The following is a 22025-nucleotide window of genomic DNA, read 5'->3' as shown; positions in this document are numbered from 1 at the left end:
GCTACCCGAGGCTCCCCTCCATCTCGAGCTCGATGAGGCGGTTGAGCTCGACGGCGTACTCGATGGGCAGTTCCTCCGTGATCGGCTCGATGAAGCCGGCGACGATCATCTGCTTCGCGTCGTCGTCGTCGAGCCCACGGCTCTGGAGGTAGAAGACGTCCTCGTCGCCGATCTTCCCGACCGTCGCCTCGTGGGCGACGTCGACCTTGGACTCGTTGATCTCCATGTACGGCATGGTGTCGCTGGTCGACTCGTTGTCGAACATCAGCGCGTCACACTCGACGGACGTCGAGGAGTCCTCGGCGCCGTCCGCGATGTGGACGAGGCCGCGGTAGTTCGTGCGGCCGCCGTCCTTGCTGATGGACTTGGACTCGATGGTGGACTTCGTGTCGGGCGCGTTGTGGTAGACCTTCGCGCCGGTGTCGATGTCCTGGCCCTCGCCCGCGAAGGCGATGGTGATGTGGTTGTCCGTCGCGCCACGCCCCTTCAGGATCGAACAGGGGTAGAGCATCGTGGCCTTCGAGCCCATACTGCCCGAGACCCACTCCATCGTGCCGTTCTCCTCGACGATGGCGCGCTTCGTGTTGAGGTTGAACGTGTTCTTCGACCAGTTCTGCACGGTCGAGTACTGCACGTGGGCGTCCTCCTTCACGAAGACCTCGACGCCACCGGAGTGGAGGTTGTGCGTGCCGTACTTCGGCGCGCTACAGCCCTCGATGTAGTGGACCTCGGAGCCCTCCTCGGCGATGATGAGCGTGTGCTCGAACTGACCCATCCCCTCCGAGTTCATCCGGAAGTAGGCCTGCACGGGCATCTCGACCGTGACGTCCTCGGGGATGTAGACGAACGAGCCGCCGCTCCAGACCGCGCCGTGGAGCGCCGCGAACTTGTTGTCGCTGGCGGGGACGCACTTCGTCATGAAGTGCTGCTTGACGAGCTCCTCGTGCTCCTGGACGGCCTCGTCCATGTTGCAGAAGACGACGCCCTTCTCCTCCCAGCGCTCCTGCATGTTCTGGTAGACGACCTCGGACTCGTACTGCGCGCCGACGCCGCTGAGCGCCTCGCGCTCGGCCTCCGGGATACCGAGCTTCTCGAAGGTGTCCTGAATCTCGTCCGGGAGGTCCTCCCAGTTCTCCGCGCCGCCGCGCGTCTCGACGTCGGGGCGGATGTACGGGACGATCTCCTCGACGTCGAGCTCGGAGAGGTCGGGCTGGCCCGGCCAATCCGTCGGCATCGGCATCTTCTTGTACTGCTTGAGCGCGCGGAGGCGGCGTTCGAGCATCCAGTCGGGTTCGTCCTTGTCCTCGGAGATGAGTCGGATCGTCTCCTCGGTCAGTCCCTTCTCGGACTGGAAGGCCGAATGCTGCTCCTTCTTGAACTCGAAGCGCGCCTCGGTGTCGGTCTCTTGTAGGTTCTCTTCTGAACTCATGATTGTATCTTAAGCCGCGTTGTAGACCTGCTCGCGCACCCAGTCGTACCCCTTGTCCTCGAGCTTCTCGGCGAGCTCCGGACCGCCCTCCATGGCGATCTCGCCGTCGAGCATGATGTGGACGGTGTCGGGTTCGACGTAGTCGAGGATGCGCTGGTAGTGCGTGATCTGCAGGACGCCGGTGCCCTGCTCGTCGCGGAGGGCGTTGATGCCGTCCGCGACGTCCTGGAGGCGGTCGATGTCGAGACCGCTGTCGATCTCGTCGAGCACCGCGATGGTGGGTTCGAGGATGGCCGCCTGCAGGACCTCGTTCTGCTTCTTCTCGCCGCCGGAGAAGCCGGCGTTGAGATAGCGCTGCGCGAACCTCGCGTCCATGTCGAGGAGCTCCATCTTCTCCGAGAGGAGCTGCTGGAACTCGGCGACGCCGACTTCGCCCTCGTCCGCGGGGCCCTCCATCGGGGAGGTCTCGTAACCGGCGTCCGCCTCGTCGTCCTCGTCCTCGTCTTCGTCCTCGCCGAAGAGGAGTTCGTCTCGCTCCTCCAGCTTCGCGTTGAGTGCCGTGCGGAGGAAGTTCGTCATCGTGACACCCTCGATCTCCGCCGGATACTGGAAGGCGAGGAAGACGCCGAGCGCGGCGCGCTCGTTCGGTTCCAGTTCGAGGAGGTCCCAAGTGCGTGCGCTCTCGGGGATCTCGTCGATCCCGTCGAAGTCGTCCGCCTCGAGGTGGAGGAGGATATCGCCCTCGGTCACGTCGTAGGCCGGGTGGCCCGCGATGACCTTCGACGTGGTGGACTTCCCGCTGCCGTTGGGGCCCATAAGGGCGTGAATCTCGCCGGACTTGACCTCCAGGTCGACGCCGTGAAGGATCTGTTCGTCCCCCTCGGCGACTTCCGCGTGAACGTTCTTAAGCTCGATCGTGGCCATTGGTTGGGTCGTTCGTATGAACGCCCGCGCGCGGGATTAACGTTTCGGAACCTACCCCCTCTAGTTCTCTGAGTGAAAAACGATTTTTCGATTGTAGAAAGGCGCGCCGGATCAGTCGTCCGCGGCGGCGGGGTCGGCGTGCGACACCTCGTCGCCGAGCAGGTCGAGGTACTGCGCGATCCACTCCGGGTGGTCCGGCCACGCCTGCCCCGTCACGAGGTTGCCGTCCGTCGTCACCTCGTCGACCCACGAGCACCCGGCGGCCTCGCACTCCGGGCGGACCGCCGGATAGCTCGTCATCTCGTAGCCGTCGAGGACGCCCGCCGCCGCGAGGATCTGCGGGCCGTGACAGAGCGCCGCCACCGGCTTCCCCGCCTCGAAGAAGTGTCGAACGGCGTCGAGAACGATCTCGTGCGTCCGGAGGTACTCGGGGGCGCGCCCACCCGGGACGACGAGGCCGTCGTAGTCCGTGGGATCGACGTCGCGCATCGTCGCGTTCAACTCGAAGTCGTGCCCGCGCTCCTCGAGGTAGGTCTGGTCGCCGCGGAAGTCGTGAATCGCGGTCTTGACCGCCTCCCCGGCCTCCCGCTCGGGGCAGACGGCGTCGACCTCGTGGCCGACGGCCTGCAGGGCCTGGAACGGAACCATGATCTCGTAGTCCTCACCGAAGTCGCCGACGATCATCAGGAGTCTCTTTCCCATGGGTATCACCCGCACGGATATACGGCGGGCACGGGCTTAGGCGTTCGCCCGCCTACATGTAGGAGCCGAGTCCGGTCTGGGTCTGCCCCGATTCGACCTCGTCCCACGAGACGCCGAGCGCCTCCGTGATCCGCTCGATGGGCCCCTTCAAGGTCTTCTCGAGCATCGTCTCCCAGTCCACCTCGAAGGCCTCCGGGATCTGGTCGGCGTACTCGTAGCAGATGACGTCCGGGTCGCGCTTGAACTCAATGTAGAGCGGGTCCTCCACGAGCGTCGGGTTCTCCTCCTCTAGCTCCCGGAAGAACTCGGGGTGGACCTTCTCCAAGTAGAGTCGTTTGGGCTTCGATCCCCGCTGGAAGTTCGTCCCGAGGAGGAGGTTCGCGTACTTCGCACCGCGCACCTGCGCGGTGTCCGTGTCGTAGTTGTCGAGGCGCTTCCCGATCCCGCCCGGAATGCCGACGTCGTCGAGGTCGACGTCGCCGCTCCGGAAGTCCTCCACGACGCCGTGGACGTACTCCTTCACCGCGTCGGTGTCCTCGCCGTGGACGATCATGTCGATGACGCGCTTCTGGACCTCCTTCGTGATCGGCGCGATGTCCGAGCGTTTGTACTCGAAGCCCGTGATGTCGATGTCGTCGACGTCCTTTCCCTCCTTCCAGACGATGTGGCCGGCGTAGCGCTTCTTCTTGCCCGCCTGGAAGAACCGTCTATATAGCTTCTCGAACTCGATCTCGAAGAAGTGCTCCTCGGCGTCGAGTTCCTCGCGCGCGAACTCGTCGTAGCGACCGTTGATGTACTCCTCTATCTCGAAGGACTGCTCGATGGCGTCCTCCGTCTCGACGTCGCCGCCGAGTTCGAGCATCACGGAGTCGGTGTTGTGGAGGACGATTCCCCCGAGGCCGTCCACGAAGTTCTCGTTGTCCGCGACGCTCAGGTCGTAGACGTAACCGTCGTGCTCGGCTTCGGTGAGGACGGGGTCACGCCCGCCACGATAGGAGTCGCAGGTCCGAATCGTGTAGGAGTCCTTGCTGTCGCGGTACTTCAGCGAGTGCTGCTCCCCGCGTTGCGTGAGGAGCATCGAGAGTCCTGCGGCGAGTTCGCGACTCGTCGTCTCGAAGTCGAAGTTCCGCACCGCGTGCTCCTCGGAGTACCGTGGGAATTCGCGTGAGCCGTCGCCTTCGACGAGGATGTCGAGGAAGAGCGCCTGTCGGTCCTCGTCGAGGTGATAGACGAACGAGGGGATCCGTTTCCCACGCGAAGTCTGGCCCGCGAACTCCCGGAAGAACACCGCCGAGAGTTCGTTCATCATCTGGAGCTTCAGCGTCCGGTCGTCGTACGTCGCGGACCCCTCACCGGAGTCCGTCTCGTACTCGACTGTCCGCTCCTCGCACGAGTCGCTCGCCGTGATGCTGGCCGTCGCGTTCTCGAAGAGTCGGTGATAGTCGTCCTGTAGCCGTTCGAGCCACTCGCGACGGGACTCCGCGATGCTCGCGCCGAACTTCGCGTCGCTCGTCTCGACCGTCGAGGCACTCCCCTCGGGAACGTACGCCCCGAGGAGGCGAACGAGCGCCTCACCGTCCTCGCAGGTGAGGTCGATGTGGCGCTGGACTTTCACGGTCGAGTCGAGCTCGCCGTAGTGCTCGTGGCCAAACCAGACGTGTTCGTCGTCCGCGTACACGCGCTTCGTCTTCACCGTCGTTCCGCCGGTTCCGCGACCGTCCTCGTACTCGCGTTCGTACCCCTGTAGCACATCGTAGACGTCGATTTGGGTGGCACGCTCGACGTCGGGCATATCGGGAACGCGGAGCGGTTCGTCGACGTCCACCGGGGCGGCTTCTTCGAGGCTGTCCGGTCCCTCGACCACGTAGGAGTGGTCGCGCGTCGTCGTGGACTCACCGAGCTTGTGCCGGAGGTTCACAACCGACCCGTCCGTCTCGTGGCGGATCGCCTGCGTGATCGGCTTCCACTCCGTCTCGCCGGCGTCGTTCAGCGAGAGCGCGTCCCACCCGTCGAGCGTCCGGCGGTCCTTCCCGACGGACACGCTCGCGACCGGACCGCCGTCGGCGGTGACGAGGACGTTCTCCGACGGTGTCGCCCGCTCGAAGAGGTCCTCGATCGGCGTGATGCGGACGCGTTCCTCGGGGTCGCGCACGACGACCGGTCGGTCGCCCGTGACGCTGTCTCCGTAGGCGATCTCGTAGTCGAGTTCGCCCGCCGCGTCGGCTGTGAACTCGATGACGTCGCGGCCCGTGGCGGTAACGGCGGCGCCCATCTCCTTGTCGTAGAGGCGGAAGCGCTCCCAGCCCAGCACGCCGTAGAGCGAGTTCATGATGACCTTCACGGCGGCCTGCTGGCGGTCGTAGCGCTCGTACTCGTTCGTCCCGGGCTCGTGCTCGTTGCGGAGTCCCTTCTTCTCCTCGCGCTCTGAGAGCGTCTCGTCGATGATCTCGCGGATGATGCCGTCCGGCTCCTCCCGGAAGTGCGTCCCGTTGGGCGCGCGGAAGGTGTCGCCCGCGTACTCGTCGGGGTCGACCTTCGTCTCCGGGGAGGCGTTGATGGTCATCATCGACATCGGGTAGAGGCTCTTCAGGTCGAGCACCGTCACGTTCTCCTTCACGCCGGTGATCGGGTCGAAGACGGCGCCGCCCTCGTAGTCCTCGGACACCTGGCGGCCCTTCGAGGGGAGCGCGAAGCGCCCGTGGGCCTTGTGGAGGACGTAGACGTCCACCGCGTCCCCCGGCGTCGTCGCGTCTTCGAGCTTGCAGCCGACGAACGTCGAGACCTCCTCCCAGAAGGAGATCACGTCCTGTTTTCTGTCGATCTCGACGCAGAGCTCGACGTCCCGGATGTTGTACTCCAGGAGGCGTTCGGGGTCGTCCTCCCAGAGGTCGCCGATGTCGCCCGCGTAGCGCTCCTTCCCGACGCCGAGTTCGGTCTCGCCGACCGCATCGAGCCGATAGGAGTCGAGCTCGGAGAACTGGGTTCGCTGGTAGGCGTAGAGGAGGTCGAAGACGACGCGGCCCTTGACGTTCGGGCCCTGCCAGTCGGAACGCCACACCTCGTTCACGCGCGAGAGGCGGTGGTACGAGAGATCGTAGTCGGCGCCCGAGTCGAGCACGTCGAGGCGGTCGATGAGGTAGGGGGCGTCGAAGTCGGAAAAGTTCCACCCGGTGAGGACGTCGGGGTCGGTCTCCGACACGTAGTCGAGGAACGCGTCGAGCATCGCCGCCTCTTCCTCGAAGACCCGGACGTCGAGGGACGCGTCGGCCGCGTCGTCGAGCAGGTCGTAGTCGGGGAGGTCGTCCGGGGCGGGCGCGTCGCCGTCGGGGGCGTCGTAGAGCCACGCGATGTACTCGTCGCGGTAGCTGTCGTGGCTGGTGAGACAGACGATGGGCTCCTCGCCGTCCTCCGGGAAGCCGTTGCGGTCCTCGACCTCGATGTCGAAGGTGTTCACGCGGAGTTCGGCGTCGGCCTCGACGGCCTCGACCTCGTCGTGGCGGACGACGAGCGCGCCGTCGCTCTCGGCGCGGCGGGCGGGCACGCGGACCCCGCTGTTGACGTCCTTGTCGATGAGGAAGCGATTCGGGAAGAGGATGTCCGCCTCGTAGTGATCGTACTCGTCGCGGATGTTCCCGACGTCGCGCGGGGTGCGCCCGAAGATCTTCGTGAGGTCGTCCCCGCGGATCGACTCGTAGCCCTCCTCGTGACCGGTGATGACGTCCTTGGCGAGGTCGTCCTCGGTGAGCGAGTCGGTGGGGGCGTAGAAGTACGGGCGGAAGCCGTGGACGCGGACGTGCTCGACCGTGTTCTCGCTCGTCCGGCCGAAGACGTGGATGACCGGGCGCTCGCGCTCGCCGGAGCCCTCGACGGTGTAGTCGACCTGCGTCACCAACAGGTCGATGGTGGCGTCGACGTCCGGAAGGGCCCCGGACTCGGCGTCGAACACCTCGCTGACGAGGGGGTCGTCGTCGCCGGCGACGTACCGCGCTTCCTCGTCGGGCCGCGGGGTCGCCGCCGCGTCGCCGTCGCCGCCCCCGTCGTTCGTCCCCGAGGGGAAGTCGGAGAGACTCGCGTTGCTCATTGCGCGTTGCTTGCGCCCGCGTTCCTAAAAGCCCGCTCCTTCGATCGAGCCGCGACCGACGCGGTGACGTCGATCGACCGCCGGACGGGGGAAAGGTATATACCGTGGTACTCCATACCATAGATCAGAGGTGAACGACGTGTCCGATAACGCCACGCAGGACGATCAGCGCGGGAACAACGTCCCCCAGCTCCCGGAAGGCGACGACCCCCGAGACGGTATCGAGACCTACGACACCACCGACGGGGTCGTGCTCTACGACTCGGAGAACCCGCTCGCGTGGCTGAAGGCGACGCACGCGGTCCCGCTGGGCGACCAGCGATAACTAGCAACGCTCTTTATCCTCGGTGGCGGTCTTCCGTTCGTGTTCGACTCGCTGAAGCCCGAGAGCGCCGACGCGGACGGGAGCGACGACGGGGACGAGGAGTCCCCCGACGTCGACCTCAGCGACCCGCTTCAGCGCCAGTTCGTCTACCTCGTCGTCGTCTTCAATCTCGCCGTCCTCGCGGCGGCGCTCGGCCTGCTCTTCGTTTACTTCCGCGGTCGGCTCCTCCTCGGCGGTGGCCTCGCTGTCGTCGGGTTCGCCGGCCTCGCCTACGGCTTCGTCACCTACCGGCGCGTCCAGCGCGCCATCGACGCCGGCGAACACGACACGCCGGCGGACGGCGCTGACGGAGAGGCCGCGAGCGACGGGGCCGATCCGGCGGACGCGACGGCGGACGACCCGGCGGCGTGAGAGGCGACACGCCTACCACCGCGGAGTCCCACCGATCGGGTATGCGTACCGTCCGCGACGCCGACGGTCACACCTACCTGCTCGTGAAGCGCTCGGCGGAGAGCAGCCGCGTCCGCGATCCGGAGACCGGGACGGAGACCCACCTGCCGAACGACGAGCTGGAGCCGGCGGGTGGAGTCGATCCCCTCGAAGCCGCCGCACGCGCCGTCCCCGATCCCGTCCGACGCGTGCTCACCGTCGCGCGCAGCGAGCGCGCGCTCGGCCTCCTCTGCGAGCTCCACGAGCGCGGCGCCCTCCCCGTCAGGACGGTGCTCGCCGAGTACGACCTCTGCGAGAGCGACGCCCACGGTCTCTTCACCGAGTTCCGCGCCGCTGGCCTCGTCACCGAGGCCGACGTGCACGGCGAACGCGGCTACGAGCTCACCGAGGCGGGCCGAGCGGGCGTCGGCGTGCTCCTCGATCAGGCGCCGGGCTCCGCGTAGGCGGTGCGGGCGCCGACGGCGATACAGCCGAGTCCGAAGAGCGCGAGCGCGGCGGCGACGAACGGCTCGCCCCGCCCATCGAGGAGGTCGGACGCGTACGACCCGAGAAGGCAGAGCGCGGACCCCGCCGCGATGAGCGCGTAGCCGCGATCGGCGGTCGTCCAGTGCCACCACGCGAGAGCGAACGTGCCACCGGGGATCAGGAAGCTGCCGGCGACGCCGAGCGGGAACGCGACGTCGAGGGCGGCGTCCGCGACGATGCAGGCGAGCCCGAGGAGTGAGACGGCGATGGACACGCGGGAGGGCGTATCAGACATACATCCCCGTGGAGAGCGGACGAAAAAAGAGTTCCCGTCAGTCGAGCGTCGCGGCGGCTGCCGCGTCGACGCCGCGGGAGACGTGCGAGCGATTCGAGGTGGCGTCCTTCTCGACGTGGAGGAGGTCGTCCGCGGCGCCGACGAGTTCGTCGTCGTGGCTGACGACGAGGATCTGCTCGACGCCGAGATCGCGCATCGACTCTACGAGGTTGACGAGCCGCGAGACGTGCCCCGAGTCGAGGAAGACGGTGGGTTCGTCGAGGATGAGCGGCGGAAGCGGCGCCGCGCCGTCGATGCCCTCGGCGAGCAGCCGGTAGACCGCACAGCGCAGGGAGAGATTGAACAGCGCGCGCTCGCCCCCGGAGAGCTGATCGGGCCGGAGCGTCTCGCCGTCCTTCTGATAGACGGTGAGCTCGTAGTTCCCGTCGAGTTCGAGACGCGCGTAGGAGTCGTTCCCGTAGACGAGGTCGAAGGTTTCGTTGAGGAGGCGTTCGAGCTTCTCGACGTTCCGCTGGCGTAACTCTCCGCGGAGGTCGCCGTACGTCGCCTCCAACGCCTCCGTCTCCGCGACGAGATCGTCGAGCGCCTCGACGCGTTCCCGCGCGGCGTCGCGTTTCTCGCGGAGGTCCTCGAGGGTCCCGATGTCCTTTTTCAGGGCGGTGATGCGGTCGCGCACGTCGTCGCGGCGCTCGCTCAGCTCGTCGAGTTTCGCCTCGACCTGTTCGAGGTACTCCGCCGCCCGGTCGCGCTCTGTGCGCGCCTCCGCGAGGCGCTCCTCGTCGAACTCGGCTTCGAGGTCGCGCTTTCGCTCCCGGGCGTCCGCGAGGCGCTCGCGGCGCTCGTCGTTCAGTTCTTCGAGGTCCGTCCGCCGGTCGCGCGCGTTCTCTCGGTCGTTCGCGGCGCTCTCGCGGTCGGCGAGCGCGTCGGCGAGGTCGTCGAGCGTTTCGAGGCGGTCTTTCAGGTCGGCGATCCGACCGTTCAGCTCGCCGAGTCGCTCGCGGGCGTCGTCGGCCGCCGCGTCGGCTTCCGCGGCCGCTTCGCGGGCGGCGTCCGCACGCTCTTCGAGGTCCGCGGCCTCGTCGCGCTTCGCTTCGGCCTCGTCGCGCTTCGATTCGACGGCGTCCGCGTGCCCGTCGCGGAGGTCGGTGACGTCCGCGCGGCGCTCGGTGCGCGTTTCGAGCTCGCTCTCGGCGTCCACGAGCTCGTTCGCGCGTTCGAGGTCGGCTTCGAGCGCCGCCTTCTCTTCGCGGACGGCGTCGAGGTCGGCCTCGATGGATTCGACCGCGTCGCGGCGCTCGTCGATCGCGTCGACGTGCGGCGAGCCCTCGACCGACTGACCGCACTCGGGGCACTTCCCGGCGTCGCGGAGTTCCTCGGCCTCCGCGAGGGCGGCGCGCGCGGCCTGCAGGTCCCCCTTCAGGTCCGATTCGCGCTCGCGGACGTCGTCGAGGTCCGCGCGGATCGACTCGCGGTACGACTCGGCCTCGCCGGGGTCGACGGGCGCGTCGACGAACGCGTCGCGCAACTCCTCGCGCTCGGCGTCGATGGCGTCGATCCGCGCGTCGGCCTCGGCGACCCGCTCGGCGGCCTCCCGGGCCTCACCGTCGAGCGCCACGGCGCGCTCGCGGGCTTCCGCGGCGCGCTCGGCGAGTTCCGCGGCGCGCTCGCGCTTCGACTCGGCCTCGCTCGCGCGCGTCTGGATCGTCGTCCGGCAGTCGCCGTGGGCGTCCTGCACGTCGTCGCGTTCGTCGGCGACGACGGCGCGGCGCTCGCGCACCGTCTCGACGGTCACGTCGTCCGGGGACGCCTCGATGTCGGTCTCCGCGAGGAGGCGCTCGATCCGCTCGTCGAGTCCCTCGACGCGCTCGCGGGCCGTCGAGACGGCGTCGGCGAGCTCCTCGCGCTCGCGCTCCGTCTCCGTGATCTGTTCTTTGAGGTCGGCGACGGTCTCCGTCAGTTCGTCGAGTTCGGCGCGTCGGTCGGCGTACTCCTCGATGACGCGCTCGGCGTCGGCCTTCGTCTCCGCCGCCTGCTCCCGGTTCGCCTCGAAGGTCTCGATCTCGTCTTCGACCGCCGCGAGCTCGGTCTCGGCCTCGTTCAGTCCGGCGTGGAGGTCGCGCGCCTCGAGTTCCGCGACTTGCTCGTCGAGGGTGTCGAGACGCTCGGCGCGGCCGTCGCGGACCGCCTGAACCCCGCGACGGGCCTGCTCGGCGCGCTGGCGGTACGCCTCCAGTTTTCCGAGTTGGAGGAGGTCGTCGATCATGTCCTGTCGCTCCCCCGGCGAGGCGTTGATGAGCTTGTTCACCTCGCCCTGCCGGACGTACGCGCAGTTGACGAACGCGTCCGCGTCCATCCGGAGGAGGTCGACGACGTAGTCGCGGACGTCGCGCGCGCCGTCGATCGTGTCGTCGGGCGTCTCCAGCGTGCAGTCGGCCGTGCTCGCCCGCTCGCCCGCGTGGCGGACGCGCCGGTGGAGGTGGAACGATCCGCCCGCGTGGGTGAACCAGAGGTCGACTTCGGCCTCCTCAGCGCCGATGGTGACGATCTCGTCGAGCGTGCGATCGAGCGGCGTCGCGCCGTAGAGCGCGAAGAAACACGCCTCCAAGAGCGAGGACTTCCCGCTCCCGTTGAGGCCGTGGATCACCGTGACGCCCGAGTCGAGCGAGACGTCCGCGTCCTCGTAACACTTGAAGTTGCGGAGTCGGAGGCGATCGACCCTCATAGGTAGTCCTCCACGGTGGTCGTCTCCGTGTCGGTCGGTGCGCGCTCGTCGGAGTCGGCGCGCTCCGTGTCGGTCGGTGCGTCGGGTCGGTCCATCGCCCCGTCTGTCGTCGCGTCCGTCGACTCGTCAGTACGAGCCGCCGCCTCGTCGGTCGCCGCGTCACTCGCGTCCGGGGTCGTCGCGTCGTCCCCCGCGGCGTCCGCCGCGTCGACGTCCGTCGAGGCGGTGTCGTTCACGGCGGTCTCGAACGCCGCGAGGTCGTCCTCCGCGACGATCTCCTCGATCCGGCCCTTCACCTCGTCGCGGACGTTCGAGTCGGCGATCGATCCCTCGCGGACGGTCTCGTCGATCTCGCGCGCGGCCTCGCTCAGTCCGAGGTCGCGGACGCGCTCGCGGACGGCCTCGTCCGGGTCGGCGAACGACACCTCGTAGTCGGCCTCGACGTCGACCTCGCGGCGGTCGTTGACGCGCGTGATCAGCGCGCCGCGCTCGTCGCCGAAGCGCTCGACGTCCGCGGGCGTCACCTCTCCGCCCACGCCCTCGATGGTGACGACGACGACGGCGTCGTCGATGGCTTCCTCGCGGAGGCGTCGACGGACGCGTTCCTCGCCCTCGGACTCCCCGAGTTCGAGGTCGACGAAAACGAAGTCGCGCGTGTCGAGTCCCCGGCGACTGATCGTCACGCCCTCGCCGGTGGCGCGCTCGGCGTCGGTGGGCTCACGGGGCGCTTCGCTCGCGGCTCCGCCGCTCGCCGTTCGCGGCGCTTCGCGCCGCGCTTCGCTTCCCGTTCCCTCGTTCGGCGACGTCTCGCTTCGCTCGGCGTCGCCCGCATCGAACGTGACGAGGTTGTACCCGCGGGGGTCGCGTTCGCTCGCGCTCGCGCGCTCCGTCGACCCGCAGTAGGTCGCCCACGTGCCGTCGATCCGAACGGTGTCGGGCGTGTGGTCGTCACCGAGGAGGACGGCGTCGAAGGCGACGGGTGAGGCCTCAAGTACGCCTTCGAGGTCCCACTCGCCGTGCGGGAACGGCGTGAAGAGGCCGTGCGAGACGAGCGCGGTGTGCGCGGCGTCGTGCTCGGCGAAGTCGTAGTCGAGGGCGTCGCGCTTGGACTCCGGGACGTAGTCGAGACCGTAGAAGACCGTGTCGCCGACGCGGCGACCAGTGAAGTCGAGGCGTTCTGCGAGTCCGAGCGTCTCGAAGAGGTCGAGCCACTGGGCGTGGCGCGTCCCCTCGTGGTTGCCGACGACGGCGAGGAAGGGGATGTCCGCGTCGGCGAGCGGGCGGAGGATCTCGATGGTACCCATGAGGTCCTCGAGGCCGGGCGTGCGGTCGTGGTAGAGGTCGCCGGCGTGGACGACGGCGTCGACGTCGTCGGCGATCGCGTCCTCGACGACCTGGCGGAAGGCCTCGAGGAAGTCCTGTCGGCGCTCGGGGGAGTGGTACTGTCGGTACCCGAGGTGGGTGTCCCCCGTGTGGATCACCTTCGTCATACTCCACAGTTACGCGCTCCGTCGTAAGTATGCAGCGTCGGATTACTCGGCGACGGCGAGCGTGTAGAGGCGTTTGCGCGCGTCGACGAAGGAGAACCGCGAGTCGACGACGCCGGCCTCGTCGAGGCGGGTCAACGCGTAGCGGACGGTGCGGGGCGGCAACAGCGTCTCCTCGGCGAGTTCGCTCTGCGTGAGGGTCTCCTCGTACTCCAGCACCTTCGCGACGAGCTTCGCGCTCGGCGGCAGGTCACGCAACTGCTCGACGGTGGCCTCGTCGGCCGTCCGAATCGCGCTCATACGATCGACCACGGGATACACAGTGATAATACTTTTTCTTCTCTTAGATTACTGTAGGACATTACTCTCGACCCGCGCAGGGGTGTGGGTACGTCACCCGAAGCCTCTTATGAACTAACGCCCTAGCGATGGGCGATGAGTGACACCGTCGACGACGTCGAACTCCCGTACGAGGAGGGGGCGCCTCAGCAGGAGAAGATCGAGGCCCTACGGGAGCGCCTCGACGTCCTCGAGGAGCAAAACGAGGAGATGCGAGACGAGCTCCTCGACGCGAACGCCGAGAACAACAAGTACCAGCAGAAGCTCGAGCGGCTCACCCACGAGAACAAGAAGCTCAAGCAGTCCCCGCTGTTCGTCGCCACGGTCCAAGAGCTGAACGACCGGGGCGCGATCATCAAACAGCACGGGAACAACCAAGAGGCGCTCACCGAGGTGACCGAGGAGCTCCGCGAAGACCTCGAACCGGGCGCGCGCGTCGCCGTCAACAACAGCCTCTCCATCGTCAAGCAGCTGAACGACGAGGCCGACGTCCGCGCTCAAGTCATGCAGGTCGAGGAGTCGCCCGCGGTCGGCTACGAGGACATCGGTGGGCTGGACGATCAGCTCCGCGAGGTCCGCGAGACCGTCGAACTCCCGATGGAGAACCCGGGTCTCTTCGACAACGTCGGCATCCAGCCGCCGAGCGGCGTCCTCCTCTACGGCCCGCCGGGCACGGGGAAGACGATGATGGCGAAGGCCGTCGCCGCCCAGACGGACGCGACGTTCATCAAGATGGCCGGCAGCGAACTCGTCCACAAGTTCATCGGCGAGGGCGCGAAGCTCGTCCGTGACCTCTTCCAAGTCGCCCGGGACCACGAGCCCGCCGTCGTCTTCATCGACGAGATCGACGCCATCGCCTCGAAGCGCACGGACTCGAAGACCTCCGGGGACGCAGAGGTCCAGCGGACGATGATGCAGCTCCTCTCCGAGATGGACGGCTTCGACGAGCGCGGCGACATCCGCATCATCGCCGCCACCAACCGCTTCGACATGCTGGATCGCGCCATCCTCCGTCCAGGCCGCTTCGATCGCCTCATCGAGGTGCCCAAGCCCGACGAGGTGGGTCGCGCGAAGATCTTCCGCATCCACACCCGCGACATGAACGTCGCGGACGACGTCGACTTCGACGCCCTCGCGCGCGAGAGCGAGGAGCTCTCCGGCGCGGACGTGAAGGCCGTCACCACCGAGGCCGGCATGTACGCCATCCGCGACGATCGGACGGAGGTCCGGATGGACGACTTCCGCAACGCCCTCGAAAAGCTCGATCACGACGACGAGCCGGACATCTCGCGGACGTTTGCGTAGCTCGCTCGTCCCCTCCTACTCCCGCGACTCCCCCAGGCGCTCGCGGCGCTCCTCGTACTCTTCGGTCGTGAGATCGCCGCGCGCGTACGCCGCGCGGAGCTCGTCCAGCGCCGCGTCCCCGCGCTCGGCCGTACCGAACGCCCGATAGACGGCGTAGCCGAGGACGGGCAGGATCCCGAACGGGACGAGGAGGCCGATCCAGCCGCCCATTCCGCCACCGTACATTCCACCGCCGCCCATTCCGCCGCCGTACATTCCACTGCCGCCCATCACCGGAACGAAGAGCAGCATCGCGAGGACGGGAGCGGCGACGAACAGGACGCCGAGCGCGAGCACGGCTTTCAGCCAATCGTCCATACCGGCGCCGTCGGGCGCCGGGGAGAAAAAAGGTGGGAGCGGCCGTTACTGCTCGTCGACGATGTCGCCGATCTGCCGGGCCTCGCCGGAGATGTGGGGGTCGGTCTCGACGATCCGCAACACCTCGTGGTCGGTGACGTCGAAGTAGTCCTTCTGCGTCGCGTCCTCGACGAGATCTCGTTCCAGACGGAACTCGGTACCCTCGTAGACGACGTCGACGCCGTCCTCGGTGAAGGAGAGCGTGGTCATATCCGCCCGGAGGCGATCGACGCGTAAAAGCGACGCGTCGGCGGCCCGTCCGACGAGCCCTTTATTGCGGTGGGGTGGCTCCGTACGGCCGTGTTCGGTTCGGACCCACTCGACCGGTTGCGGCTCCCCGACGGGACGACCGTGGAGGAGCACGACCTCGTGAACGAGGGGGACGTCCTCGTCGGCGGGCAGAGCACCGTCGAGTTCGGCGTCCGGGGGCGAAACGTCGTCGCGGGGGAGCGCGCCCGCTTCGGCGGCGACATCGAGGCCGAGGCGGACGTCCGCCTCGACATGTGGAGCGACGTCGAGGGCAACGTCCTCGCGGGCGGCGACGCCTACCTCGGCGAGCGCGCGCACATCTCCGGTCGGCTCGTCGTCGGCGGCGACCTCGACATCGGCGACGACGTCGACATCGAGGAGGGCTTCGAGGCCAACGGCTGGATCGTCATCCGCAACCCGATGCCGACCGTCGTCTTCTTCATGGCGTACCTCGCCCAGCTGTTGCGGCTCGGCGAGGAGGCCGAAGCGCAGGAGCTCATCGACGAGCTCAGTAGCGACGCCGACGCCCCGCCGATCACGATCCCGCGCGGGGCGCACGTCAGCGACGACGCGTGGCGGGCGTCGACGCCCGCGGAGATCGGTGCGGAGTGTCGCCTCCACGGGAACGTCCGCGCGACGGAGATCGAGGTCGGCGCGGACTCGAACCTCTTCGGGAGCCTGCGCGCGCAGGACGACATCGTCGTCGGCGTCGACACGAAGGTCCACGGCGACGTGACGACGCGCGGTGGCGACGTCTACGTCCGCGAGGGCGCGCTGATCCTCGGGGACGTCTCCGGTGAGAACGTGATCGTCCATCCGGACGCGGACATCGACGGCGGCATCCGCGCGCGCGGCGAGATGACGCTGGATCGAGAGCCCCGGCGGGACCCGGAGTAGTCGCCACGTCCGAGGGGGCGCCCGGACGCACGAAGAGTCGCCGCGGGACCCGCTGACTCCCCGCGGCGTCCGCGTCCGTGCGCGGCGTGCGGAGCCGACGACCCCGTGCGCGTCGCGTCCGCAGTCGTTGTCGTTTTGCGCCCGCCGGTCCACGCCACGCGTATGAGCAACGACGTCACGCCGAGCGCGCACCACTACGGCATCACCGTCTCGGACCTTGACGAGTCACTGGCGTTCTACCGCGACATCCTCGACCTCGACGTCCTCGCTGAGTTCGACGTCGGTGGCGAGGCGTTCGCGGAGGGCGTCGGCGTCGCCGGGGCGTCGGCGTCGTTCGCGCACCTCGACGCGGGCGGCGCGCGGATCGAGCTCGTCGAGTACGATCCCGAGGGCGACGACCGTCGGGGCGGGACGGTGAACGACACGGGGGCGACACATCTCGGGCTCTCCGTCCCGGACGTCGAGGCGTTCCACGAGTCGCTCCCCGACGACGTGGAGACGATCGCGGACGGTCCGCGCACGACCGAGAGCGGGACGACGATCCTCTTCGTGCGCGACCCGGACGGGAACCCGGTCGAGATCCTCGACGCCTGAGCGGGCGGAAGCGAAACGGCCTTTCGCGTCGTCGCATAGCCTAGCGTATGCTCTCCCTCGCGCTCGCCGGCAAGCCCAACGCCGGCAAGTCCACCTTCTACACGGCGGCGACGATGGCGGAGGTCCAGATGGCGAACTACCCGTTCACGACGATCGACGCGAACCGCGGCGTCACGCACGTCCGCACGACGTGCCCCTGTGCGGACCGCGAGGAGCGCTGCGACAGCGAGCACTGCCGCGACGGGACGCGCTACGTGCCCGTCGAGTTGCTCGACGTCGCGGGTCTCGTCCCGGGCGCGCACGAGGGGCGCGGGCTCGGCAATCAGTTCCTCGACGAACTGACGAACGCGGACGCGATCCTGAACGTCGTCGACGCCTCCGGGGGGACGAACGCGGAGGGCGAACCCGTCGAGGCGGGGACGCACGACCCCCTCACCGACATCGACTTCGTCGAGGAGGAGATGGACCTCTGGCTGGCGAGCATCGTGGAGCGCAACTGGGAGTCCGTCGAGCGCCAATCGCGGAGTCCGGGCTTCGACATCGAGGAGGCCGTGACGGACCTCCTGACGGGCTTCGGCGCGACGGAGTACGACGTGATGGCGACGCTGCGCGAGATCGAGTACCCCGAGGACCCGATCCAGTGGACGGACGACGACCGCGAAGCGCTCGCGCGCGACATCCGACAGCGGACGAAGCCGATCGTCGTCGTGGCGAACAAGATCGACGTCGCGCCCGACGAGTACGTCGAGCGACTGCTGGCGCTGGATAAGCCCGTGATCCCCGCGACCGCACAGGGGGAGCTCGCGCTCCGCCGCGGCGCGGAGGCGGGCGTCCTCGACTACGATCCCGGCGACGAGACCTTCGCCGTGACGGGCGAGCTCCCGGACGAGCAGGCGGCCCTCCTCTCCGAGTTGCGCGAGACGATGAGCGAGTACGGCGGAACGGGCGTGCAGGCGTCGCTGAACGCCGCCGTGTACGACCTCCTCGATCACCTCACGGTCTACCCGGTGCAGGACGCGTCGAAGTGGACGGACGGGACGGGGAGCGTTCTCCCGGACGCCTTCTTGCTTCCCCGCGGCTCGACGCCGAAGGACCTCGCGTACGCCGTCCACTCGGACATCGGCGACGGCTACCTCCACGCGGTGAACGCCCGCACCGCTCGGGAGGTCGCGGAGGAGTACGAGCTGGAGGAAGGCGACGTCATCAAGATCGTCAGCACCGCGAAGTAGCGATCGACGGCGGGCGAAAAAACGACCCGTCGGTCGACGACGCGCGGACCGTCCCGCTACGGTCCGGCCGTCGGGCGGGGCGTCCGCGCGCCCTCGTCGTTCCCGCGGATGATGCGCCCGACGAGGTCGTCCAGGTCGGGGGCACCACCGCGACGGTCCGGTTCGTCGCTCGGGTACGTCGGAACTGGCATTGTGGGTTCCCCATTGATATACTTTGTGGTGGAGCGTATTGAAGGTTTCCCCGCGTCCGGCGTCCGTCGTGCCCCGCCTCGCGGCCGATCAGTCCGACGGTTGCTCGACGCGTTCCTCCAGCGCGCGGAGCGCGTCGGCGACCTCGTCGGGGTCTTCACCGGTGACCTTCAGGCGGTTCGGGCCCTCGCCGGAGGGATAGCTTCCGACGACGATGTCGTACGCGTCGCGGATCGCCTCGATGTCCGGGCCGATCGCGCCCTCGGGGGCGCTCGTGTACGTGATCTCGGAGACGACGTCGCCGCCGAAGTCCTCGGCCACGAGGTCGAACATCGCGTGGACTTCGTCGGGGACGCCGGGGAAGACGTAGATCGCCCCCTCGTCGACGTCGCCGACCTTCGCGCCGGGGGAGAGCCCGGGTTCGTTCGGGATGACGCGCGCGCCGACCGGGACGGTCGCCCACGCCTCCACGTCGAGGTCGAGTTCGAAGCGCTCGGCCTCCTCGGGGTTCGCGTCGCGGTAGGCGCGCGCGGCGCGCTCGACGGCCTCGCGGGCCTCGTCGGGAACGTGGAGGTCGACGCCGGCGGCGTCCGCGACCGCGTCCATCGTCACGTCGTCGTGCGTCCCGCCCAAGCCGCCGGTGACGATGACGGCGTCGTAGGCGTCGCGCCATTCGCGGACGTACTCGGCGATCGTGTCGCGCTCGTCCGGGACGACGAGGACGCGCTTGACGGACGCGCCGCGAGCGGACAGCTGTCGAGCGAGCCACGTTGCGTTCGTGTTCTCCGTGTCGCCGGCGAGCAGTTCGTCGCCGACGGTGAGGATCGCGACTTCCATGCGAGGACGCAGGACCGCGGGCGGATTAAGCCGTGTGGCACCGGCGGATCACGGCTCCGAGAGACGGCGTCCCGGCGCGCGTCTTCCAGCACGGGCGGCGGTCGGCTACGCGCGGTCGAGCGAGGGGCACGGCGGGAGTGAGCTCGCGTCGCTCGCCGCCGACGTCGGAGAGGACGCGATCGAGACGGTCTACGAGGGGGGCGTCCTGTCGGCGTTCCGAACGCCGGTATCGTCCGCGCCGGTGTCGAGACCGTCGGCGACGATGTCGTCGAGGTGCGCGCCCTGATCGCGAACGAGCCGTGCGGCGGCCGTCCCGACGTCGACCCACCGACACGCGTAGACGAGGCCGTCGTCCTCGCCGCCGCCCGTGACCTCGTGCGTCCACCGATCCGGCGCCGAGTCGGCGCGGACGTGGTAGAAGTGCCGCCGGTACGCCTTCGGTTTCGTGGGGTGTGGCCACTCGTCGGTCGCCACGCGGTCCCGGAGCGTCGCGTCCGCGAGACCCGTCTCCTCGCTGAGTTCACGCAGGACGGCGTCCGCGGGGTCCTCGCCCCGCTCGATTCCCCCCTTCGGGACCTGTGGACCCTCGCCGGTCGGCGGATCGAAGACGAGTAACTCCGTGCCGCCGGCTCGCGTCACGTACGCGTACGCTTTCTCCTCGATGCGTCGCGGTGCGTCGGACATGCCTCGAACTTCGACCGAGCGCGGCTAAAACCCCGGGGATGGCGACCGGCCTACCGGACCGCGGCGGTCGCCTCGCGCATCGCGTCCAGCGCCGCCTCGATGTTCTCCATGCTCGTCGCGTAGGAGATCCGGGCGGACCCCTCGCCGCGCGCGCCGAACGCGCCGCCGGGGACGACGACGACGCCGCGATCGAGCACCGCGTCGACCCAGCCCGCCGGCACCTCGGGCATCGCGTAGAACGCGCCCTTCGGCGTCGGCACGTCGAGGCCCATGTCTTCGAGGCCGTCGAGGAGGACGTTCCGGCGCTCCTCGAACGCCGCGACCATCTCGTCGACGGGGTCCTGCGGGCCGGTGAGCGCGGCCTCGGCGGCGTACTGCGCCGGCGCGGACGCGCAGGCCTGGGCGTACTGGTGGACGCGGAGCATCCGCTCGACGCGCTCCGAGTCGCCCGTCACCCACCCGAGCCGCCATCCGGTCATCGAGTACGTCTTCGAGCAGGCGTTCACGACGACGACGTTCCCCGCGTCGTCGTAGGCCCTCGGCGAGCGGTGTTCGCCCTCGAAGACGATGTGCTCGTAGACCTCGTCGCTGATGCAGAGCACGTCGTGCTCCGCGGCGATACGCGCGAACTCGCGCATGTCCTCGGGGGGCGACACCGCGCCCGTCGGGTTCGCCGGGGAGTTCACGACGAACGCCGCCGTGTCGTCCGTGATGTACTCTTCGACCGTAGCCGGATCGAGCGTCAGGTCGTCGCGCAGCGGCAGGCCGACCGGCGTCCCGCCCGCGAGCTTCGTCAGCGCGTCGTAGGAGACGAAGCCCGGATCGGGGAAGAGCACCTCCTCGCCCTCGTCGACGTGCGCCTCGATGGCGAGGTGGAGCGCCTCGCTCCCGCCCGAAGTGGCGATGACGTCCTCGGGGGACGCCGTGAACGCGTTGTCGCGGCCGTGCTTCTCCGCGATCGCCGCGCGGAGGCTCGCCGTCCCCTTATTCGAGGTGTAACCGTCGGCCTGTCCGGCCTCGATCGCGTCGATGGCCCCCCGCCGGGCGTGCTCGGGCGTCGGGAAGTCCGGCTGGCCGAGTCCGAGGTTGATCGCGTCCTCGCTCGCCGCCTCGAACACCTTCCGGATGCCGCTGATGTCGATCGCCTCCACGCGTCGGGAGAAGTCGCTCATGCGTGAGAGGGCGGTGCGCACCCGATTAAAGGAACCGGAACGGGGTTTCGCCTACAGGCTGCTCTTGATCTTCTCGAAGAAGCCCTGCTCGACGTCGACCTCCTCGCCGCCGGCTTCCGCGAACTGCTCCAGGGCCTCGCGTTGCTCCTCGTTGAGGGAGTCGGGCGTCACCACTTGGACGGTGACGTAGAGGTCGCCCTGCCCGCGGCCGCGGAGGCGGGGCATCCCCTTCCCCCGCAGGCGGAAGCGCTCGCCGCTCTGCGTCCCCTTCGGGACGTCGAGCTCGACCGCACCGTCGAGCGTCGGCACCTGGATCGTCGCACCGAAGACGGCCTGCGGGAACGAGATGGGGTGGCGGTGTTCGAGGTCGTCCCCGTCGCGCTCGAAGTCGGGGTGATCGGCGACCGAGATCTCGATGAGGAGGTCGCCGTTCGGGCCGCCGTTCTCGCCGGGCGCGCCCTCGCGCTCCATGCGGAGGGTCTGCCCGTCGGCGATCCCCGCGGGGACCTCGACGGTGAGCGTCGCCTCGCGCCGGACCGTCCCGTCGCCGTTGCACTCGTCGCAGCGCTCGCTGTAGATCTGCCCCTCGCCGCCGCAGCGCCGACAGGTCTGGCGCTGCTGGACGCGCCCCAAGGGCGTCTGCTGGACGGTCGTCGTCTGGCCCTGCCCGTCGCACTCCGGACAGGTGCGGACGTCGGCGTCGGGCGGGTGGCCGCTCCCGTCACACGCCGGACAGGCCTCCGGGCGGGTGACGGTGAGCTGCTTCGTCGCGCCGTCGTGGGCCTCTTCGAGGTCGATCTCCATGCGGGTCCGGAGGTCCTGACCCTGCTGGGGGCGGTTCGGGTCCTGCGAACGGCCGCCGCCGAAGAACTGCTCGAAGATGTCGTTCATCCCGCCAGCGCCGGCGCCGCCCATGCCGCCCATTCCTCCCATGCCGCCGGCACCGCCCATACCGCCGTCACCGCCGGGGTCGGCGCCGTGCTTCTCGGCCTCCTCGTAGCGCTCGTGGCCGAGGCGGTCGTAGGCCTCGCGCTTGTCCTCGTCCGTGAGGACGTCCTTGGCCTTTTGGATGGTCTTGAACTTCTCCTCGGCGTCGGGCTCGTCGCTCACGTCCGGGTGGTACTGCTTGACCTTCTCGCGATACGCCTTCTTGATCTCGCTCTCGTCGGCGTCGCGGCTGACCCCGAGCGCGTCGTAGAAGTCCTGGCTCATCGGGTAGGTGGCGGAGGTAGTGGGTGTGTGCGGTTAGGCGTT

22 protein-coding genes are annotated in these 22025 nt (G+C 68.7%); 7 read left to right on the top strand and 15 right to left on the bottom strand.

Going from position 1 to position 22025, the window contains the following annotated elements:
- Window position 1: 1 nt before the first annotated feature.
- The 4 genes from sufB to J2754_RS16230 form a co-directional block, all read right to left on the bottom strand.
- Window positions 2–1429: a Fe-S cluster assembly protein SufB gene (gene sufB / locus J2754_RS12500; RefSeq protein ID WP_245333022.1), complete on the bottom strand. Its 1428-nt coding sequence runs from the start codon at window positions 1427–1429 to the stop codon at window positions 2–4.
- A gap of 9 nt (window positions 1430–1438) precedes the next feature.
- Complete coding sequence (locus tag J2754_RS12495; protein WP_211087620.1) at window positions 1439–2353, bottom strand: ABC transporter ATP-binding protein; 915 nt, start codon at window positions 2351–2353, stop codon at window positions 1439–1441.
- Between the two features lie 111 nt (window positions 2354–2464).
- Window positions 2465–3055: a DJ-1/PfpI family protein gene (locus J2754_RS12490; RefSeq protein WP_188878605.1), complete on the bottom strand. Its 591-nt coding sequence runs from the start codon at window positions 3053–3055 to the stop codon at window positions 2465–2467.
- 52 nt (window positions 3056–3107) lie between these two features.
- On the bottom strand, window positions 3108–7136 hold the full coding sequence (locus J2754_RS16230; RefSeq protein WP_245333021.1) for a DNA polymerase domain-containing protein: 4029 nt from the start codon (window positions 7134–7136) through the stop codon (window positions 3108–3110).
- Window positions 7137–7266: 130 nt separating this feature from the next.
- Between J2754_RS16230 and J2754_RS12475 the strand changes: the two genes are divergently transcribed.
- Genes J2754_RS12475 through J2754_RS12465 form a run of 3 tightly spaced genes read left to right on the top strand, consistent with a single transcriptional unit; the run spans window position 7267 to window position 8354 of the window.
- Window positions 7267–7461, top strand: coding sequence for a DUF7331 family protein (locus tag J2754_RS12475; RefSeq protein WP_211087619.1), 195 nt, complete (start codon window positions 7267–7269; stop codon window positions 7459–7461).
- A 39-nt stretch (window positions 7462–7500) separates the two neighbouring features.
- A complete protein-coding gene (locus tag J2754_RS12470) occupies window positions 7501–7872 on the top strand; it encodes a DUF7322 domain-containing protein (RefSeq protein ID WP_188878608.1) in 372 nt (123 codons plus the stop codon).
- Between the two features lie 41 nt (window positions 7873–7913).
- Window positions 7914–8354: a DUF7346 family protein gene (locus J2754_RS12465; RefSeq protein WP_188878609.1), complete on the top strand. Its 441-nt coding sequence runs from the start codon at window positions 7914–7916 to the stop codon at window positions 8352–8354.
- Here the strand turns inward: J2754_RS12465 and J2754_RS12460 are convergent.
- Genes J2754_RS12460 through J2754_RS12445 form a run of 4 tightly spaced genes read right to left on the bottom strand, consistent with a single transcriptional unit; the run spans window position 8333 to window position 13180 of the window.
- Complete coding sequence (locus J2754_RS12460; protein ID WP_188878610.1) at window positions 8333–8671, bottom strand: hypothetical protein; 339 nt, start codon at window positions 8669–8671, stop codon at window positions 8333–8335. The two genes, J2754_RS12465 and J2754_RS12460, sit on opposite strands and share 22 nt — an antisense overlap.
- Before the next feature lie 37 nt (window positions 8672–8708).
- Window positions 8709–11393 (bottom strand): DNA double-strand break repair ATPase Rad50, encoded by a 2685-nt coding sequence (gene rad50 / locus J2754_RS12455; RefSeq protein WP_211087618.1) that lies wholly within the window; start codon window positions 11391–11393, stop codon window positions 8709–8711.
- Complete coding sequence (locus tag J2754_RS12450; protein WP_211087617.1) at window positions 11390–12883, bottom strand: metallophosphoesterase family protein; 1494 nt, start codon at window positions 12881–12883, stop codon at window positions 11390–11392. Before J2754_RS12450 ends, rad50 begins: the two co-directional genes overlap by 4 nt.
- Before the next feature lie 42 nt (window positions 12884–12925).
- Window positions 12926–13180: a MarR family transcriptional regulator gene (locus J2754_RS12445; RefSeq protein ID WP_211087616.1), complete on the bottom strand. Its 255-nt coding sequence runs from the start codon at window positions 13178–13180 to the stop codon at window positions 12926–12928.
- A 135-nt stretch (window positions 13181–13315) separates the two neighbouring features.
- On the opposite strand from J2754_RS12445, the gene pan1 reads away from it, so the two are divergent.
- Window positions 13316–14524 (top strand): proteasome-activating nucleotidase Pan1, encoded by a 1209-nt coding sequence (pan1, locus tag J2754_RS12440; RefSeq protein ID WP_211087615.1) that lies wholly within the window; start codon window positions 13316–13318, stop codon window positions 14522–14524.
- A 15-nt stretch (window positions 14525–14539) separates the two neighbouring features.
- Here pan1 and J2754_RS12435 read toward each other — a convergent pair whose 3' ends face one another.
- Window positions 14540–14881: an SHOCT domain-containing protein gene (locus J2754_RS12435; protein ID WP_211087614.1), complete on the bottom strand. Its 342-nt coding sequence runs from the start codon at window positions 14879–14881 to the stop codon at window positions 14540–14542.
- Window positions 14882–14926: 45 nt separating this feature from the next.
- Window positions 14927–15130, bottom strand: a complete 204-nt coding sequence (locus J2754_RS12430; RefSeq protein ID WP_188878618.1) for a DUF5800 family protein — start codon at window positions 15128–15130, stop codon at window positions 14927–14929.
- A gap of 90 nt (window positions 15131–15220) precedes the next feature.
- Between J2754_RS12430 and J2754_RS12425 the strand changes: the two genes are divergently transcribed.
- From J2754_RS12425 to J2754_RS12415, 3 genes are all read left to right on the top strand, one after another.
- The gene (locus J2754_RS12425; RefSeq protein WP_188878620.1) at window positions 15221–16066 is read left to right on the top strand and encodes an acyltransferase; all 846 of its coding nucleotides are present in this window, start codon (window positions 15221–15223) and stop codon (window positions 16064–16066) included.
- A gap of 162 nt (window positions 16067–16228) precedes the next feature.
- The gene (locus tag J2754_RS12420) at window positions 16229–16660 is read left to right on the top strand and encodes a VOC family protein (RefSeq protein WP_188878621.1); all 432 of its coding nucleotides are present in this window, start codon (window positions 16229–16231) and stop codon (window positions 16658–16660) included.
- A gap of 47 nt (window positions 16661–16707) precedes the next feature.
- Window positions 16708–17889 carry a redox-regulated ATPase YchF gene (locus J2754_RS12415; protein ID WP_211087613.1) on the top strand — a complete coding sequence of 394 codons (1182 nt, stop codon included), beginning with the start codon at window positions 16708–16710 and terminating at the stop codon, window positions 17887–17889.
- Window positions 17890–17945: 56 nt separating this feature from the next.
- Here J2754_RS12415 and J2754_RS16490 read toward each other — a convergent pair whose 3' ends face one another.
- The 5 genes from J2754_RS16490 to dnaJ all read right to left on the bottom strand — a co-directional run bounded on the left by J2754_RS16490 (window position 17946) and on the right by dnaJ (window position 21983).
- Window positions 17946–18080: a hypothetical protein gene (locus J2754_RS16490; protein ID WP_268238690.1), complete on the bottom strand. Its 135-nt coding sequence runs from the start codon at window positions 18078–18080 to the stop codon at window positions 17946–17948.
- 88 nt (window positions 18081–18168) lie between these two features.
- Window positions 18169–18915, bottom strand: a complete 747-nt coding sequence (locus J2754_RS12410; RefSeq protein ID WP_211087612.1) for a competence/damage-inducible protein A — start codon at window positions 18913–18915, stop codon at window positions 18169–18171.
- Window positions 18916–19104: 189 nt separating this feature from the next.
- The gene (locus tag J2754_RS12405; RefSeq protein WP_211087611.1) at window positions 19105–19599 is read right to left on the bottom strand and encodes an NUDIX hydrolase; all 495 of its coding nucleotides are present in this window, start codon (window positions 19597–19599) and stop codon (window positions 19105–19107) included.
- A 50-nt stretch (window positions 19600–19649) separates the two neighbouring features.
- Window positions 19650–20771 carry a pyridoxal phosphate-dependent aminotransferase gene (locus J2754_RS12400; protein WP_188878625.1) on the bottom strand — a complete coding sequence of 374 codons (1122 nt, stop codon included), beginning with the start codon at window positions 20769–20771 and terminating at the stop codon, window positions 19650–19652.
- A gap of 51 nt (window positions 20772–20822) precedes the next feature.
- A complete protein-coding gene (dnaJ, locus tag J2754_RS12395; RefSeq protein WP_188878626.1) occupies window positions 20823–21983 on the bottom strand; it encodes a molecular chaperone DnaJ in 1161 nt (386 codons plus the stop codon).
- Window positions 21984–22025 lie beyond the last annotated feature (42 nt).

This window comes from Halarchaeum nitratireducens (genome assembly GCF_017874695.1).
In the GTDB taxonomy this organism is placed as follows: Archaea; Halobacteriota; Halobacteria; order Halobacteriales; family Halobacteriaceae; genus Halarchaeum; species Halarchaeum nitratireducens.
Note: the sequence above shows the minus strand (reverse complement) of the source record. Positions and strands in the feature narration are given on the sequence as shown.

What these genes read in the sequence shown, in the direction of transcription:
- sufB (WP_245333022.1), bottom strand. Translation starts at nt 1,429, where the DNA reads ATGAGTTCAGAAGAGAACCTACAAGAGACCGACACCGAGGCGCGCTTC.
- J2754_RS12495 (WP_211087620.1), bottom strand. Translation starts at nt 2,353, where the DNA reads ATGGCCACGATCGAGCTTAAGAACGTTCACGCGGAAGTCGCCGAGGGG.
- J2754_RS12490 (WP_188878605.1), bottom strand. Translation starts at nt 3,055, where the DNA reads ATGGGAAAGAGACTCCTGATGATCGTCGGCGACTTCGGTGAGGACTAC.
- J2754_RS16230 (WP_245333021.1), bottom strand. Translation starts at nt 7,136, where the DNA reads ATGAGCAACGCGAGTCTCTCCGACTTCCCCTCGGGGACGAACGACGGG.
- J2754_RS12465 (WP_188878609.1), top strand. Translation starts at nt 7,914, where the DNA reads ATGCGTACCGTCCGCGACGCCGACGGTCACACCTACCTGCTCGTGAAG.
- J2754_RS12460 (WP_188878610.1), bottom strand. Translation starts at nt 8,671, where the DNA reads ATGTCTGATACGCCCTCCCGCGTGTCCATCGCCGTCTCACTCCTCGGG.
- rad50 (WP_211087618.1), bottom strand. Translation starts at nt 11,393, where the DNA reads ATGAGGGTCGATCGCCTCCGACTCCGCAACTTCAAGTGTTACGAGGAC.
- J2754_RS12450 (WP_211087617.1), bottom strand. Translation starts at nt 12,883, where the DNA reads ATGACGAAGGTGATCCACACGGGGGACACCCACCTCGGGTACCGACAG.
- J2754_RS12445 (WP_211087616.1), bottom strand. Translation starts at nt 13,180, where the DNA reads ATGAGCGCGATTCGGACGGCCGACGAGGCCACCGTCGAGCAGTTGCGT.
- pan1 (WP_211087615.1), top strand. Translation starts at nt 13,316, where the DNA reads ATGAGTGACACCGTCGACGACGTCGAACTCCCGTACGAGGAGGGGGCG.
- J2754_RS12435 (WP_211087614.1), bottom strand. Translation starts at nt 14,881, where the DNA reads ATGGACGATTGGCTGAAAGCCGTGCTCGCGCTCGGCGTCCTGTTCGTC.
- J2754_RS12430 (WP_188878618.1), bottom strand. Translation starts at nt 15,130, where the DNA reads ATGACCACGCTCTCCTTCACCGAGGACGGCGTCGACGTCGTCTACGAG.
- J2754_RS12420 (WP_188878621.1), top strand. Translation starts at nt 16,229, where the DNA reads ATGAGCAACGACGTCACGCCGAGCGCGCACCACTACGGCATCACCGTC.
- J2754_RS12415 (WP_211087613.1), top strand. Translation starts at nt 16,708, where the DNA reads ATGCTCTCCCTCGCGCTCGCCGGCAAGCCCAACGCCGGCAAGTCCACC.
- J2754_RS16490 (WP_268238690.1), bottom strand. Translation starts at nt 18,080, where the DNA reads ATGCCAGTTCCGACGTACCCGAGCGACGAACCGGACCGTCGCGGTGGT.
- J2754_RS12410 (WP_211087612.1), bottom strand. Translation starts at nt 18,915, where the DNA reads ATGGAAGTCGCGATCCTCACCGTCGGCGACGAACTGCTCGCCGGCGAC.
- J2754_RS12405 (WP_211087611.1), bottom strand. Translation starts at nt 19,599, where the DNA reads ATGTCCGACGCACCGCGACGCATCGAGGAGAAAGCGTACGCGTACGTG.
- J2754_RS12400 (WP_188878625.1), bottom strand. Translation starts at nt 20,771, where the DNA reads ATGAGCGACTTCTCCCGACGCGTGGAGGCGATCGACATCAGCGGCATC.
- dnaJ (WP_188878626.1), bottom strand. Translation starts at nt 21,983, where the DNA reads ATGAGCCAGGACTTCTACGACGCGCTCGGGGTCAGCCGCGACGCCGAC.